The organism is Mycolicibacter algericus DSM 45454, assembly GCF_002086455.1.
In the GTDB taxonomy this organism is placed as follows: Bacteria; Actinomycetota; Actinomycetes; order Mycobacteriales; family Mycobacteriaceae; genus Mycobacterium; species Mycobacterium algericum.
Map to the genome: position 1 here is coordinate 1 of NZ_MVHC01000020.1, position 15,196 is coordinate 15,196.

Sequence of the window (15,196 nt, forward strand, 5' to 3'; positions counted from 1 at the left end):
CGTAACCCAGGTGATGGGTCAACTCCGAATTCAGGGCACGCTCGAGCACGGCCTTGGTCAGCTCGTTGAGCAAACCGTCCGCGCCGTCGATCGGGGTCCCCGATTTCACTGCATCGGCGATCAGCGAATCCAGTGTGTCGGCGCTGAACGCCTCCGCCAACCGTCGGGCCGCCGTCTTGTCCTGAGCCGGCGCCTTCGTGGACTTGGTCACAAAACACTCCTTCTGTCCGCCCCAACGGCGGTCCGATGATGGACCACCTCGGACTTACACAGATGGAATGACACGCCCACGTCACGACGTCCAGCACGACTGCAACGCTAGCCGATCGGATTTTTGAGCCAGCGCAGCCGAACACCCCAGCGTTCTACCGGACAATCCGTTCGCCGGGCGCCCCTTCGCTAATAAGAACCAAGCTTCGCGGCCAGTCTCCGGTTCACCGGCTCGGGCAGCAGGTCGGAAACGTCTCCACCCATCGACGCCACCTCTTTGGCCAGCGACGACGACACGAACGAATACCGCGGTGTGGTCGCCACGAAAAACGTGTCGACACCGGCGATGTGCTTGTTCATCTGCGCCATCTGCAGCTCGTACTCGAAGTCGGTGCCGGTGCGCAGGCCCTTGATGATCGCGGTCAGTTTCCGTTCCCGGACGAAGTCGACCACCAGGCCCTGACCGGATTCAGCGCGCACATTGGGCAGGTGCGCGGTGGCCTCGGCGATCATCTCCAGGCGCTCTTCCAGGCTGAACATGCCCTTTTTGGCCGGGTTGATCAGCACCGCAGCCACCACTTCGTCGAACTGGGCGGCAGCGCGCTCCAGGATGTCGACGTGTCCGAGGGTCACCGGGTCGAAGGAACCCGGGCATACCGCGCCACTCATGGTCCATGACGCTAGCAGCACGGGTTAGACCAACTCGGCCAGCTCCAACCGGGTGTCGCCGTAGCGGCGATCCGGCCAGACATTCCAGCCCTCCGGCCATGCCACCGCCGGGCTCATGGCGGCGCGTTCGATCACCACCACGGTGCCCGGGCCGGCCCAGCCGCCGGCGACCAGCAGCCCCGGAAGCGAGTCGATGTCGGCGGCGGAAACCTCGTAGGGCGGGTCGGCCAGCACCAGATCCACCGCGGCGTCAGTACCACCGGCCAGTACCGCGGCCACCGTGCCGCGGCGCAGCGTCGCGCCGGGCAGGCCCAGCGCGGCGATGTTGCCGGCCAGCACATCGGCGGCGCGGCGGTCCGACTCGACGAACAGCACCGTGGCCGCGCCGCGGGACAGCGCCTCCAATCCCAGCGCCCCCGAGCCGGCGTAGAGGTCCAGCACCGCCATCCCGTCCAGGTCCAGCCGGGCGGCCAACACGTTGAACAGTGCCTCCCGCACCCGGTCGGTGGTCGGCCGGGTGCCGCGCGGTGGCACAGCAATGCGCCGCCCGCCCGCGACGCCGCCGACGATGCGAGTCAGCTCAGCACCACCAGCAAATCGCCGCCCTCGACCTGCGCGGTCTCGGCGACCGCCACCCGCTCCACGGTGCCGTCGGCCGGGGCGGTGATGGCGGCCTCCATCTTCATCGCCTCGATGGTGGCCACGGTCTGCCCCGCGGTGACCCGCTCCCCCTCCGAGACCCCGATGGTGACCACGCCGGCGAACGGCGCGGCGACGTGACCGGGCTGGGAGCGGTCGGCCTTCTCGGCCACCGGCGCCTCGCTGGCCACACTGCGATCGCGTACCTCCACCGGCCGCAGCTGGCCGTTGATGATGCACATCACGGTGCGCATCCCGCGTTCGTCCGGTTCGGCGATGGCTTCGAGCCCGATGAGCAGTTCCACGCCGCGCTCGAGGCGGACCCGGTGTTCCTCGCCTTGCCGCAGCCCGTAGAAGAACTGGTTGGCCGACAGTTGCGAGGTGTCGCCGTAGAGATCGCGGTGTTCCTCGAATTCCTTGGTGGGGCCGGGGAACAGCAACCGGTTCAGGGTCGCCTGCCGCTTCGTCCCGGGCACCGCCAACGCAGCCTCGTCCTCGGCGGACAGCTGCTCCACCTCCCGCGCCGCGCCCCGGCCCGCCAACGCCTTGGTGCGCAACGGTTCGGGCCAGCCGCCGGCCGGCTCGCCGAGTTCCCCGCGCAGAAAGCCGATCACCGAGTCGGGGATATCCACGCGTGCGGGGTCGGCCGCGAACTCCTCGGCGGTGATCCCGGCGCCGACCAGGGCCAGTGCCAGATCACCGACCACCTTCGAGCTCGGGGTGACCTTGATCAGCCGGCCCAGCACCGCATCGGCCCCGGCGTAGTTGGCTTCGATCTCCTCAAACCGGTCGGCCAGCCCCAGCGCCTTGGCCTGCTGGTGCAGGTTGGACAGCTGGCCCCCGGGAATCTCGTGCCGGTACACCCGGCCAGTCGGTCCTGCCAGACCGGATTCAAACGGCGCGTAGACCTTTCGCACACCTTCCCAATAGGGTTCCAGGTCGCACACCGCGGCAAGCGACAGGCCGGTGTCGTACTCGGTGTGGGCCGCCGCAGCCACGATCGAGCTGAGCGCAGGCTGACTGGTGGTGCCGGCCAGCGGCGCGGCCGCCCCGTCGACGGCGTCGGCACCGGCCTGCCAGGCCGCCTCGTAGGTGGCCAGCTGCCCACCCGGGGTGTCGTGAGTGTGCACGTGGATCGGCAGGTCGAAGCGGCTGCGCAGCGCACCGACCAGGGTGGTGGCCGCCGCGGGCCGCAGCAGCCCGGCCATGTCCTTGATCGCCAGCACGTGCGCGCCCGCCTCGACGATCTGCTCGGCGAGCTTGAGGTAATAGTCCAGGGTGTAGAGGTTCTCGGCCGGGTTGGTCAGGTCACCGGTGTAGCACATGGCGACTTCGGCTACCGCGCTGCCGGTTTCGCGCACCGCGTCGATCGCCGGGCGCATCGAGTCGACATTGTTGAGCGCATCGAAGATCCGGAAGATATCAATGCCGGTTGCGGTGGCCTCTGCCACGAACGCCGAGGTGACCAACTCCGGGTAGGGGGTGTAGCCGACGGTGTTGCGGCCCCGAAGGAGCATCTGCAGGCAGATGTTGGGCAGCGACTCGCGCAGCACCGCCAGCCGCTCCCACGGATCCTCTTTCAAAAAGCGCAGCGCCACATCGTAGGTCGCCCCACCCCAGCACTCCATCGACAACAGTTGCGGAGTGGTCCGGGCAATGTAAGGCGCCACATTGAGCAGGCCTTTGGTGCGCAACCGGGTGGCCAGCAGCGACTGGTGCGCGTCCCGGAACGTCGTCTCGGTGACGGCAACGGCCGGCGACTCCCGCAACCAGCGGGCGAACCCGTCGGGCCCCAGCTTCATCAGCCGCTGCTTGGATCCCGGCGGCGGGGTGCTCGACAGGTCGATCTCTGGCAGCTTGTCGCGCGGGTAGACCGCCGATGGTCGCGCACCGTGGGGCTGGTTGACCGTGACGTCGGCCAGGTAGGTCAAGATCTTGGTGCCGCGGTCAGCCGAGGCGTGTGAGGTCAACAATTGCGGGCGCTCATCGATGAACGACGTGGTGATCTTGCCGGCCCGGAAGTCGGGATCGTCGAGCACCGCCTGCAGGAACGGGATGTTCGTCGACACTCCCCGGATCCGGAACTCGGCGATCGCCCGGCGTGCCCGGTTCACCGCAGTCGGAAAATCCCGGCCCCGGCAGGTCAGCTTGACCAGCATCGAGTCGAAGTGCGGGCTGATCTCCGCACCCAGGTGGGTGCCGCCGTCGAGTCGGATGCCGGCACCGCCCGGGCTGCGGTAGGCGGTGATCCTCCCGGTGTCGGGCCGGAATCCGTTCGCCGGGTCCTCGGTGGTGATCCGGCACTGCAGCGCCGCGCCGTGCGAAACAATGTCATCCTGACCCAGCCCCAGGTCCTGCAGGGATTCCCCGGCGGCGACCCGCAACTGTGCGGAGACCAGGTCCACGTCGGTGATCTCCTCGGTGACCGTGTGCTCCACCTGGATTCGCGGATTCATCTCGATGAACACGTAGTGGCCGCGCTCGTCGAGCAGGAACTCCACCGTGCCCGCGCAGCTGTAGCCGATGTGACGGGCGAAGGCGACCGCATCGGCGCAGATGCTGTCCCGCAGTACCGGATCCAGGTTCGGCGCCGGCGCCAACTCGACGACCTTCTGATGGCGGCGCTGCACGCTGCAGTCCCGCTCAAACAGGTGCACAACGTTGCCGTGGGTATCGGCCAAGATCTGCACCTCGATATGGCGCGGGTTGATCACCGCCTGCTCGAGATACACCGTGGCATCCCCGAACGCCGATTCGGCTTCCCGGCTGGCCGCCTCGACCGCCTCGGCCAGCCCGTCGAGGTCGGCGACCCGGCGCATCCCGCGACCGCCCCCGCCGGCGACCGCCTTGACGAACAGCGGAAACGACATGTCGGCTGCCGCCGAAACCAACTCCTCGACCGAGCGTGACGGCTCCGACGACGCCAGCACCGGCAGCCCCGCCTCGCGCGCCGCGGCCACCGCGTGGGATTTGTTGCCGGCCAGCGCCAGCACCGCCGCGCTCGGCCCGACGAAGGCGATACCGGCGTCTGCGCAGGCCTGCGCCAGCCGCGGGTTCTCCGACAGGAAGCCGTAGCCGGGGTAGACCGCGTCGGCGCCGCACCGCTCGGCGGTGGCGACGATGGCCTCCACCGACAGGTAGCCGCGCACCGGATGGCCCGGTTCACCGATCTGATAGGACTCGTCAGCCTTGAGCCGGTGCACCGAATTACGGTCCTCGTAGGCATAGACCGCGACCGTGTCGATCCCGAGCTCATAGGCGGCGCGAAACGCGCGGATCGCGACCTCTCCGCGGTTGGCGACCAGCACTTTGGAGATCACACCGCACCCCTTAAATCAACGTCAACCAGTAGTCCTGAAATCTGATGAATACCAACAGGAATAACCCGATAAACCATAATGCAATCAGCGTCCACCGCCACCGGTGCAAAAGCTGCAAACTTTTGTGTATGCGACCGGGCCGCAATGCCAAGGCTGTGAAGGTCACCAGCAGCAGCATGGTGACCGCCCAGACCACCATGCAGTAGGGGCACAGCGCGCCGATTCGATACAGACTCTGGAAGATCAGCCAGTGCACGAAGCCGGCCCCGCCCAGCGTCCCGATCGCCAGGCCGACCCAATACCAGTGCGGCAGAGGCACTTTCGCCACCGCCAGCACACCGGTGACCACCACGACAGTGAACGCCACGATGCCCATCAGCGGGTTGGGGAAGCCCGCCACCGATGCCTGCGGGGTGGCCATCACCGGTCCGCAGGACAGCACCGGGTTGAGATTGCACGAGGGCACATAGGCGGCATCGCTGAGCAGCCGGATCTTCTCCACGGTCAACGTGACCGAGGCGGCCAACCCGATGACCCCGGCGATCAGCGTCAACCAGGCCGTGGACGCCGCCGGCTGCGTCCCCGGTGCCGGCGGCGCGGGTGATTCCGTCGGCGCGGCGATGCTCACGACTCCTGGGCCGGCACGTCCATACCCGGCAGGTCGCCGACGATCTCGCGGATCTTCGAGACCAGGGCTTCCGGGGTCGACGGGCGGTAATCCTCGCCGTTGATGCGTAGCGTCGGGGTGGCGTGGATGCCGGCGGACTGGGCCATGCCGCCCACCATCTTGAGGTATTTGCCGCTGTTGATGCAGGCCGGAACGCTGCCGGCGGCGCCGGCTTGGCGGGCCAGCTCGATCAGCCGCTTGTCGTCGGGGAATTCCGTGCCGATCTCGGAGGGCTGCAGTTCGGCGGTGAAGAGCGCGGTGTGGAACCGGCGGAACGCGTCGATGCTCTCGTCGGCGACGCAATAGGCCGCCGCGCCCGCCCGTGATGAGTAATCGTCGTTCTGTGACCGGTCCAGGATCGCGACCATGTGGTAGTCGGCCGCGATCGCCCCGCTGTCGATCAGCCGGGACACCGTCGGGCCGAGCACCCGTTCGAGGTTGCCGCAGGCCGGGCAGAGGAAGTCCTCGTAGAACGTCAGCACCGCCTTGGGCTCGTCGGTGCCGTCCTTGGTGACCAGCTTGCTCGAGGTCACCCGGACCGCTTCACCGGCCCCGGCGCCCTTCTTGTGGCTGTTGGACACCACGATGTAGCCGATCAGTCCCACCGCGAACACCACCACGATGGCGATGAGCCCGATCTGCATGGCAAGGTTGCGTTTGTGATCGCCGGCCTTCAAGCCGGAGGCGCCGGGGCGTTTGGGTTTGCTGGCCACAGTCGGTTGATCCTCGTGTTCGGTGGTCGGTTTTGCGGTTCAGCGTACCGGCGCGGGTTCGGCGGCTCAGCTGCGGCTGAGGTGGGCGCGCAGCGCCGAGATCAACGCGGCCGTCGCAGTGGCGCTGCCGCCGCCCAGGCCGAACAGATTGATGAATCCGTGCGTCAACGACCGCATCCGTCGCAGATCGACCACGACCCCGGCGTCGCGCAGGGCCGCGGCGAACAGTTCGCCCTCGTCGCGCAGCGGGTCGAAGCCGGCGACCGTGATCAGCGCGGGCGGTAACCCGGACAGGTCGCCGGCCAGCAGCGGTGACACCCGCGGGTCGGTCGGTTCCAGCTGCGAGCGGCCCACGTACTGGGCGGTGAACCAGTCGATGTCGTGCTTGGTGAGCAGGTAACCATCGCCGTAGAGCGTGCGCGAGCGGGTCACCGCCGCGGAGTCTGTCACCGGGTAGAGCAGCCACTGCAGGATCGGCGCCGGACCGGAGTCGTCGCGAGCCAGCAGCGCCACCCCGGCAGCCAGGTTGCCACCGGCACTGTCGCCGCCGACGGCGACCCGGCCCGGGATCGCGCCCAGATCCGCGGCATGCTCGCAGGCCCACCGGAACGCCGCATAGGCGTCGTCGAGAGCGGCCGGCGCCGGATGTTCGGGGGCCAGCCGGTAATCGATCGACAGCACCGCGACATCGGCGTCGCGGCAGGTCAGTCGGCATACCGCGTCGTGGGTATCCAAGTCCCCCACCACGAATCCGCCGCCGTGATAGAAGACCAGCAGCGGGTGGGCGGTGCCATCGGGGCCGTCCGGCCCACCGACCGGGCGGTAGTGCCGGGCGGCGATCTCGCCGGCCGGGCCGGGCAGCGCGATGTCACGAACCTCGCAGCCGTGGATGTCGGCCCCGCCGAGCCCCGCGGTCAGCTCCCGCAGCTGGGCCCGGGAGGCTGCCGCGTCGTCGTCGACGACGATGCCGTTGATGCCCACCGCACGCTGCCCGGCCAACGCCAGCCGCAACGTCGGGTCCAGGGTGTTGCCGTCGATGGTCACCGACCGCCCACCGGTCATCAGCCGCTGTAACCCGATCGGCAGCATCGGCGTCACCTTCATACCGACGTTGAAGACGGTGCTCTGCAGCTGTTCGGCCCATCGCGTGGCCGCGCCGGGGCCGGTCCCGGCTGGCAGACTGCGTGGCATGACTGTTCGAAGTAACTTGCGCTCGGTCACGCTCAACGACGGTAATTCGATCCCCCGCCTCGGTTTCGGGGTTTACAAGATTTCGCCCGCCGATACCGAACGGGCCGTGAGCACCGCACTTGCGGCCGGATACCGTCACATCGACACCGCGGCGCTGTACGGCAACGAGCGTGAGGTCGGCCGTGCGGTCGCGGCGTCGGGGCTGCCACGCAACGAGGTGTACCTCGTCACCAAGCTGTGGAACGCCGATCAGGGATACGATTCGACGCTGACGGCGTTCGACAAAAGCATGGACCGGCTCGGTCTGGACGTCCTGGACCTCTACCTGATCCATTGGCCGCTTCCAGCACGTGGCAAATTCGTCGACACCTTCCGGGCGCTGGCCCACCTACGCGATCAGGGCCGGATCCGCTCGATCGGGGTGAGCAACTTCGAGCGCGAACACCTCGAGTTGCTCATCGACGGGACCGGCATCGTGCCGGTGGTGAACCAGGTCGAACTACACCCGCGGTTCAGCCAGCCCGAACTGCGTGAAGTGCACGCCCGACTGGGTATCGCCACCGAGGCGTGGGCGCCGCTGGGCCGCGGCTCGCTGCTGGCGCATCCGGCGGTCACCGAGGTCGCGCAGCGTTGCGGTCGGACCCCGGCGCAGGTGCTCATCCGGTGGCATCTTCAGCTCGGTAATATCGTGATTCCGAAATCGGTGAACCCTGAGCGCATCATCAGCAACGTCGAAGTCTTCGACTTCGAACTCGGCGCGGCCGAGATGGCCGCGATATCCTCGCTCGACGACCGCGCCCGACTGGGACCCGATCCACGCACATTCGATTACACAGGTAGGTGAGATGACGCCGGGAACTGCGATCCCCACCGTTGCGCTCAACGACGGCCATTCCATGCCGACGCTGGGCCTCGGGGTGGCCGAACTGTCGGACGCCGAGACCGAGCGCGCGGTCGCGGCCGCGCTCGAGTCGGGCTGCCGGTTGATCGACACCGCCAAGGTGTACGGCAACGAGGCCGCGGTGGGCCGGGCGATCGCCGCGTCGGGCGTCCCGCGCGAGGAACTGTTCGTCACCACCAAGCTGGCCAACGCCGACCAGGGGCTGACCGCCGCCATCCAGGCCTGCCAAGCCAGCCTGGAGCGGCTCCTACTGGACTATGTGGACCTGTACCTGATCCACTGGCCGGCCCCCGCGCTGGGCATGTACGTCGACAGCTTCGGCGGCCTGATCCAGGCCAGGGAGCAGGGCCTGACCCGTTCGATCGGGGTGTGCAACTTCACCCCCGCGCACCTCGACGACGTCATCGACTTGGCGTTCGAGACGCCGTCGGTCAACCAGATCGAGCTGCACCCGCTGCTCAACCAGGCCGAACTGCGGGCCCTCCACGCCGAGCGCGGCATCGTCACGGAGGCCTACAGCCCGCTGGGCGTGGCCCGATTGCTCGACCATCCGGCGGTGACCGCGATCGCCGGCGAGTACTCCAAGACCCCGGCTCAGGTGCTGATCCGGTGGAGCCTGCAGCTGGGCAACGTGGTCATCCCGCGGTCGTCCCAGCCCGAACGCATCGCCGCCAACCTCGACGTGTTCGGCTTCGAGTTGGCCGACGAACACATGGCCAGCCTCAACGGGCTCGACGACGGCACCCGCTTCCGCGAAGACCCGCTCACCTACACCGGGGTCTGATCCCATCCCGCCCCACCGGCGAGCGGCGTCGCAGTTGCAGCCCTATCCGGCCGGACACGTCGCAGCGGCTTCGCGCAGCGCGTCGGCCGACGGCTGGTCGAGGCGCAACGCGTAGCCGCGCAGCACGGCGATATAAGCGACGGCGTACTGGCAGGCAAACGATTTGTTCGGCGGCATCCACTGCCCCGGCCCGGCGTCGCCCTTGTCCTGGTTGGCCTGCCCGGCGACCGCCAGCAGGTTGGCCGGGTCGTTGGCGAAACGCAGCCGCTGCCGGTACGGCCATGCGGCAGCGCCCATGTCCCAGGCGTAGGCCAGTGGCACGATGTGGTCGATCTGCACCGCCTCACCGATCTTGGCGCCGCGGGTGAAGGCGACCGTGGCGTTGGTGTAGGGGTCGTGCAGGGTCCCGGTCGCCACCGCGGCCGCGCAGCGTTTCGTCGAGACATGGGTGATGTCGACCAGGTCGCGGTTGAGGACGTCGTTGCGGGTGTCGCAGCCGTTGCGCCCACCGGGGGCGTCGTTGTCGTCGTCCCAGGCGTCGCCGAACAGCGACCGGCGGTAGTCATAGCGGTGGGTGCGGGCCGGCACCACCGTGATCCCGGCCAACACGTCGGCGCCGGGCGCCACGGTGGGCATGCCGGCCTGCGCGGCGATGGCACGACTGCGATGATTCGCCGCGGACACGGTCTGCAAGGCGACGACGACGGCCAGCAGGGCCGCCACGGCCAGCCACAGCAGGGTCTTGCGGCTGGGATTCATGCCTTGTCCAGATATTCGATGTCGGCGAAAGGCTCGGCCAGCAGTGCCAATCCGGGGTCGGACGGGTCGGCAGCCCATGCCCGCACGCAGAAGTCGCGGGCGGCTTCGATCAGCTCACCGTGATCGGCCAGCGATAGCAGTTTCAGGCCGCCGCGCCAACCGGACTGGTTGCGGCCCAAAACATCTCCCTCGCCGCGCTCGCGTAGGTCCAGATCGGCCAGCGCGAATCCGTCCAGTGTTCCGGCGACGGCCTCCAAACGTTTCCCGGCTTTGGATTTCGGGCTGCTGGAGGTCACCAACAGGCAGAGGCTGGCGTGCTCACCGCGGCCGATCCGGCCGCGCAGCTGGTGCAGTTGGCTGATGCCGAACCAGTCGGCATCGGCGATCAGCATGACGGTCGCGTTGGGCACGTCGACGCCGACCTCGATCACGGTGGTGCACACCAGCACATCCACCGCCCCGGAGCGGAACGCGGCCATCACCGCGTCCTTCTCGTCGCCGTTGAGCCGTCCGTGCATCAAGCCCAACCGCAACCCGGACAGTGGCCCGGCCCGCAGCTGATCGAACAGGCCCACCGCGGTGGCCGAGGTCCGGCCGTTCTCCTCGGCCGCGCCGGACTTGGCGCCGTCGTCGGACTCGTCGATGCGGGGCGCCACCACGTAGGCCTGCCGGCCGGCGGCGACCTCCTCGCGTATCCGCGCAAAGGCCCGCTCCAGCCAGGCCGGCTTCTCTTTTTCGAAGATCACCGAGCTGACGATCGGCTGGCGGCCGCGCGGGAGCTCACGCAACGTGGAGGTCTCCAGGTCACCGTAGACGGTGAGCGCGACGGTCCGCGGAATCGGTGTCGCGGTCATCACCAACAGGTGCGGGGTGATGCCGTCGGGGGCTTTGGCGCGCAACCGGTCTCGCTGCTCGACGCCGAACCGGTGCTGTTCGTCGACGACCACCATACCCAGGTTGGCGAACTCGACCGCGTCGACCAGCAGGGCATGGGTTCCGACGACGATGCCAGCCCGGCCGTCCGCGATCTCTGCGCGAGCCTGCTTCTTGGCAGCCGCCGCCATCGAACCGGTGAGCAGCGTCACCGCGGTGGCATTGTCCGACCCGCCCAGCTGACCGCCGAGCGCCAGCGGTCCGAGCATGTCGCGGATCGATCGGACATGTTGGGCGGCAAGCACTTCGGTGGGAGCCAGCAAAGCGCACTGATAGCCGGCATCAACCAGCTGCAGCATCGCCAGCAGCGCCACGATCGTCTTTCCCGACCCGACTTCGCCCTGCAGCAGCCGGTTCATCGGGCGCGTCTCACCCAGCTCGGCCTTCAATACGTCGAGCACATCACGCTGCCCGGCCGTCAGCTCGAACGGCAACCGCCGCAGCAGTTCTGCAACCAACCCGTCCGCACGGCGTGGCGCAGGCAAGCCGGATTCGGACAGTTCACTGTGCCGGCGCATCGCCAGCGCCCATTGCAAACCGAAGGCTTCGTCGACGGCCAGCCGATCGCGGGCACGGTCCCGTTCGACTGCCTTTTCCGACAGGTGGATCGCCCGGAGCGCCTCGTCTTCGCTGAGCAGACCACGTTCGGTACGCACCGCGGCCGGCAGCGGGTCGGGAACCGGATCGAGCACCGCGAGAACCTGCCGGACACAGGCGAAGATGTCCCAGCTCTGCAGTTTCGCGGTGGCCGGATAGATCGGATAGCAGCTGCGCTCGAAGTCCGCCTGGCTGATCTGCCCGCTGACCTTTTGCGATGCGTCGGCGATGTTGCGCAGCGAGCTGCTGCCGAAGTTGTGTTGCTGCGCTGCGCCGTCGGCTTCCTTGAGTACCAGGAAGTCCGGATGGGTGAGCTGGATCGCACCCCGGTACAGTTTGACCTCGCCGGACAGCATCACCCGGGTGCCGGGCGTCAGCCGCCAACGCAGGCCTTTGGGGTTGAAGAAGGTCGCACTGACCTTGTTGCGTCCACTACCGACCGTGACGGCGAGGTATTTGCCCTTGCGGCGCTGCATGTCTTTGAGCACCGCGGAGCCGATGGTGTCGACGACGGTGATGTGGTCGCCTTCTTCGGGGCGGCTGTCCGCTGCGCCGCGGACCCCGGTGCCTTCGACGTAGCTGCGCGGATAGTGCCGCAGCAGGTCGCCGACGGTACGGATGCCGAATGCATCGTCGAGCTTTCCGGCGGCATCGGAGCCGACAATGAAATCCAGCCGATCAGCCAGCGTGACCATCGCTACTCAACCCCGATCAGCAACACGTCGCCCCGGTGCCCGGTGACATAGGCCGCCAATTCGATGCCCGGATGCCGATCATGCACATGCTTGGCCAGCACATCGACGACATCGCCCGCCACGCCGTCGCTCTCAGCCCCGATCAGCACCGTGACCAGTTCACCGCCGGCCGCCAGCAGCAGGTCGATCAGGCCGATCGCGGCGGTACCGACGTCGCCGGCCACGATCAACACCTCGTCGCCGGCGATGCCGAGCCCATCGCCGGGACGGCAGGTGCCGGCCCAGGTCAGCGCCTGCTCGGTAGCGACACGCACCGAGCCGTGCCGGGTGGTACCGGCCACCCGGGCCATGGTGTAGCCGTCGTCGACAACCGGCCGGCCCGGATCGTGGACCGCCAGTGCGGACAACCCCTGCACCATCGACCCGGTCGGAACCGGGACCACATCGATGCCCCAGCCGATGGCCGCCGTGCACCCGGCCACCAACTCCTCGGCGGCGACGTAGCCGTTGGGCAGCAGCATCACCTGGGCCGCACCGGTGTCGACCACCGCCCGCAGCAACTGCTGGGCGGTGACCATCATGGTCGGGTCGGCGCTGTGCGCGTCGGGCCGCAGCACGCAGGCACCCTCGGAATCGAACAACTCCTGGGCGCCCTCGCCGTCGACCACCGCCAGTACCGCGCGCTCGCGGGCCCAGCTGCCCGGCGGCAGGCCGGTGGCCCCAGCCAGCGCCGAGATCTGGATGCGCCGCGGCCGGCCGAATGCGAGGCCCGCCTCGACGGCGGCACCGGCGTCGTCGGTGTGAACGTGGACCGAATAACCGCCGACCACCCCCGACGTCGCGATCGCCACCGATTCGCCGAGCTGCGTCAGCCGTTCGCGCAGCGCTTCGGTGTCTTCGGGCGCGCATTCGCCGAGCAGGTACATCACCTCGAACTGCGGTGCGGGTTGCTCGGTGACGGCTTCCGCCGAACGCGGCCGCGGCGACGGCTGGTAAACCGGCCGCACGGGTGCCTGGCCGGTGATCGTCGAGCGCAGCGCGTCGAGCAACACCAGCAGGCCGCGGCCACCGGCGTCGACGACGCCGGCCTGGGCCAGCACGTCGAGTTGCTCGGTGGTCTTCTCCAGCGCGGCAGCGGCGGCATCGGTGGCGGCGGTCACCGCCACGGCCAACGCCGCCCCCCGGGCGGCGCACTGTTCGACGGCGGCCGCCGCGGCCTGCAGCACCGAGACGATGGTTCCGGGCACCTCGCGACCGCCCATCGAGGTGATCACCAACTCGACCCCGTGCCGCAGGCCGGCGCCGAGCAGCGCGGCATCAACGACGGTGGGGTCGGCGGTGCCCTCTTCGGCGGCGGTCACATCGGCCAGGCCGCGCAGGATCTGCGACAGGATCACCCCGGAGTTACCGCGGGCCCCGTGCAGCGCCCCGGACGACAGCGCGGCGGCGACCCGGGCCACCTCGCCGGAGGCGGCCTCGGTGTTGGCCTCGGCCAACGCCGAACGCATGGTGAACAGCATGTTGGTGCCGGTGTCGGAATCGGCGACCGGGAAGACGTTGAGCTGGTTGATCTCGTCGGTGTGGGTGATCAGATCGCCGACCGCGGTGTGCGCCCAGTCCCGCAGGGTGGCCGCATCCAGCCGACGATCCGGGTTGCCCACCTGCACGCACCTTCCTGCCGCCATCTCCGGTGGCTGCAAGCCTAATCATTCCGGGCGACACCACAGCTCACACCGCGTCGAGAGCCGGGGCGGGGCGTTTTGGTGTTGTCCGGCCCGGCGGGTATCCTGATCAGGTTGTCGGGCCACCCGCTCTGAGGTTGTTGGCCCTCAAGCAGACGTTTTGAGGAGTGTCACATATGGCTGCGGTGTGCGATATCTGCGGAAAGGGACCGGGCTTCGGCAAGTCGGTGTCCCACTCGCATCGTCGGACCAGCCGTCGCTGGGACCCGAACATCCAGGTGGTCCACGCTGCCCGTCCCGGCGGCAACAAGCAGCGCCTCAACGCCTGCACCTCCTGCATCAAAGCCGGCAAGGTCCTCCGCGGCTGAGCCCGCTCCCTGCCCCTTCCTGCGCGAGCGTGCTCGTCCCCGGCCGCCACGCCGTGGTCGGCACCGTTTCCACGCACCCTCGCTGACGACTGATCGGCGCTACTCCAGACGCCAGTCGATCGGCTCGGCTCCCAGCTGTCCCAACAGTTCGTTGGCGCGACTGAACGGCCGGGATCCGAAGAATCCCCGCGACGCCGACAGCGGCGACGGGTGCGGTGACTCGATCGCGACGCAGTTGTCGGCCAGTATCGGTTTCAGCGTCCCCGCGTCGCGGCCCCACAGGATCGCCACCATCGGCTGACTGCGGGCCACCAGCGCGCGGATCGCGCATTCGGTGACCGCCTCCCACCCCTTGCCCCGGTGCGACGCGGGATTGCCCGGCCGCACCGTGAGCACCCTGTTGAGCAGCAGCACCCCGCGTTGCGCCCACACCGACAGGTCACCGTTGGCCGGCCGGGGATAACCCAGGTCGGCGGTGTATTCGGTGAAGATGTTCTCCAGGCTGCGCGGCAGCGGCCGCACATCGGGGGCGACCGAGAAGCTGAGGCCCACCGCGTGCCCGGGAGTCGGATACGGGTCCTGGCCGACGATCAGCACCCGCACCGCGTCGAATGGAAAGGTGAACGCCCGCAAGATGTTCTGCCCGGCGGGCAGGTAGTGATGTCCGGCTGCCGTCTCCTCCCGCAGGAACCGCCCCATCGCGGCGACGTACTCGGTCACCGGCGCCAGTGCGGCAGCCCAACCGGACTCGACGAGTTCAGCAAGTGGGCGCGGGGTCACGCCAGCCCCTTCACCAGCAGGACCACCGTATCGGCGCCGGCTTGCCGGTCTTGCGAAATGCGCTGGTATTCCGGCGATTCGGCCCACTGGCGGAATGCGTCCTCGTCGGGAAACGACATCAGCACCACCTTCTCCCGGTCCCAGTGCCCCTCCACGACCTCCGGTGACTCGTCGGCGGCCAGCAGCGTTCCCGAATGACTACGGAAGACGCCGGCGAACTCCGCCTGATACCGGTCGTAAGCGGCGCGGTCGGTGAATCGGAGCTGGGCGATCACGTAGACGCTCACC

14 protein-coding genes and 1 pseudogene are annotated in these 15,196 nt (G+C 68.6%); 3 read left to right on the forward strand and 12 right to left on the reverse strand.

Going from position 1 to position 15,196, the window contains the following annotated elements:
* The 7 genes and pseudogenes from BST10_RS16250 to BST10_RS16280 all read right to left on the reverse strand — a co-directional run.
* Positions 1-160: pseudogene (locus BST10_RS16250) on the reverse strand (IS256 family transposase); the annotation flags it as partial.
* A gap of 239 nt (positions 161-399) precedes the next feature.
* The gene (gene coaD, locus BST10_RS16255; RefSeq protein ID WP_013829597.1) at positions 400-879 is read right to left on the reverse strand and encodes a pantetheine-phosphate adenylyltransferase; all 480 of its coding nucleotides are present in this window, start codon (positions 877-879) and stop codon (positions 400-402) included.
* Positions 880-903: 24 nt separating this feature from the next.
* Positions 904-1,458, reverse strand: coding sequence for a 16S rRNA (guanine(966)-N(2))-methyltransferase RsmD (rsmD, locus tag BST10_RS16260; RefSeq protein ID WP_083039096.1), 555 nt, complete (start codon positions 1,456-1,458; stop codon positions 904-906).
* Entirely contained in the window at positions 1,455-4,838 is a 3,384-nt protein-coding gene (locus BST10_RS16265; RefSeq protein WP_083039030.1) for a pyruvate carboxylase, read from the reverse strand. Before BST10_RS16265 ends, rsmD begins: the two co-directional genes overlap by 4 nt.
* 10 nt (positions 4,839-4,848) lie before the next feature.
* A complete protein-coding gene (locus tag BST10_RS16270) occupies positions 4,849-5,466 on the reverse strand; it encodes a vitamin K epoxide reductase family protein (RefSeq protein ID WP_083039031.1) in 618 nt (205 codons plus the stop codon).
* Positions 5,463-6,218, reverse strand: coding sequence for a DsbA family protein (locus BST10_RS16275; RefSeq protein ID WP_083039033.1), 756 nt, complete (start codon positions 6,216-6,218; stop codon positions 5,463-5,465). The genes BST10_RS16270 and BST10_RS16275 overlap by 4 nt, the downstream gene beginning before the upstream one ends.
* A gap of 66 nt (positions 6,219-6,284) precedes the next feature.
* Positions 6,285-7,409: an alpha/beta hydrolase gene (locus BST10_RS16280; RefSeq protein ID WP_083039098.1), complete on the reverse strand. Its 1,125-nt coding sequence runs from the start codon at positions 7,407-7,409 to the stop codon at positions 6,285-6,287.
* Here BST10_RS16280 and BST10_RS16285 point away from each other — a divergent pair.
* Both BST10_RS16285 and BST10_RS16290 read left to right on the forward strand, forming a co-directional pair.
* Entirely contained in the window at positions 7,408-8,253 is an 846-nt protein-coding gene (locus BST10_RS16285) for an aldo/keto reductase (protein WP_041319985.1), read from the forward strand. The two genes, BST10_RS16280 and BST10_RS16285, sit on opposite strands and share 2 nt — an antisense overlap.
* Position 8,254: 1 nt before the next feature.
* Complete coding sequence (locus BST10_RS16290; RefSeq protein WP_083039035.1) at positions 8,255-9,094, forward strand: aldo/keto reductase; 840 nt, start codon at positions 8,255-8,257, stop codon at positions 9,092-9,094.
* 42 nt (positions 9,095-9,136) lie between these two features.
* On the opposite strand, the gene BST10_RS16295 is transcribed toward BST10_RS16290, so the two are convergent.
* From BST10_RS16295 to BST10_RS16305, 3 genes are read right to left on the reverse strand one after another with little or no spacing between them, the layout of a single operon-like run.
* Positions 9,137-9,853 carry an HNH endonuclease family protein gene (locus tag BST10_RS16295; protein WP_013829605.1) on the reverse strand — a complete coding sequence of 239 codons (717 nt, stop codon included), beginning with the start codon at positions 9,851-9,853 and terminating at the stop codon, positions 9,137-9,139.
* The gene (recG, locus tag BST10_RS16300) at positions 9,850-12,078 is read right to left on the reverse strand and encodes an ATP-dependent DNA helicase RecG (protein WP_013829606.1); all 2,229 of its coding nucleotides are present in this window, start codon (positions 12,076-12,078) and stop codon (positions 9,850-9,852) included. The genes BST10_RS16295 and recG overlap by 4 nt, the downstream gene beginning before the upstream one ends.
* Before the next feature lie 2 nt (positions 12,079-12,080).
* Positions 12,081-13,763 carry a DAK2 domain-containing protein gene (locus BST10_RS16305; RefSeq protein ID WP_083039037.1) on the reverse strand — a complete coding sequence of 561 codons (1,683 nt, stop codon included), beginning with the start codon at positions 13,761-13,763 and terminating at the stop codon, positions 12,081-12,083.
* Positions 13,764-13,936: 173 nt separating this feature from the next.
* On the opposite strand from BST10_RS16305, the gene rpmB reads away from it, so the two are divergent.
* A complete protein-coding gene (gene rpmB / locus BST10_RS16310) occupies positions 13,937-14,128 on the forward strand; it encodes a 50S ribosomal protein L28 (RefSeq protein WP_083039039.1) in 192 nt (63 codons plus the stop codon).
* A gap of 99 nt (positions 14,129-14,227) precedes the next feature.
* On the opposite strand, the gene BST10_RS16315 is transcribed toward rpmB, so the two are convergent.
* Positions 14,228-14,908: a uracil-DNA glycosylase gene (locus tag BST10_RS16315; protein WP_083039041.1), complete on the reverse strand. Its 681-nt coding sequence runs from the start codon at positions 14,906-14,908 to the stop codon at positions 14,228-14,230.
* Positions 14,905-15,195 carry a DUF1330 domain-containing protein gene (locus BST10_RS16320; RefSeq protein WP_083039043.1) on the reverse strand — a complete coding sequence of 97 codons (291 nt, stop codon included), beginning with the start codon at positions 15,193-15,195 and terminating at the stop codon, positions 14,905-14,907. The genes BST10_RS16315 and BST10_RS16320 overlap by 4 nt, the downstream gene beginning before the upstream one ends.
* Between the last annotated feature and the right edge of the window lies 1 nt (position 15,196).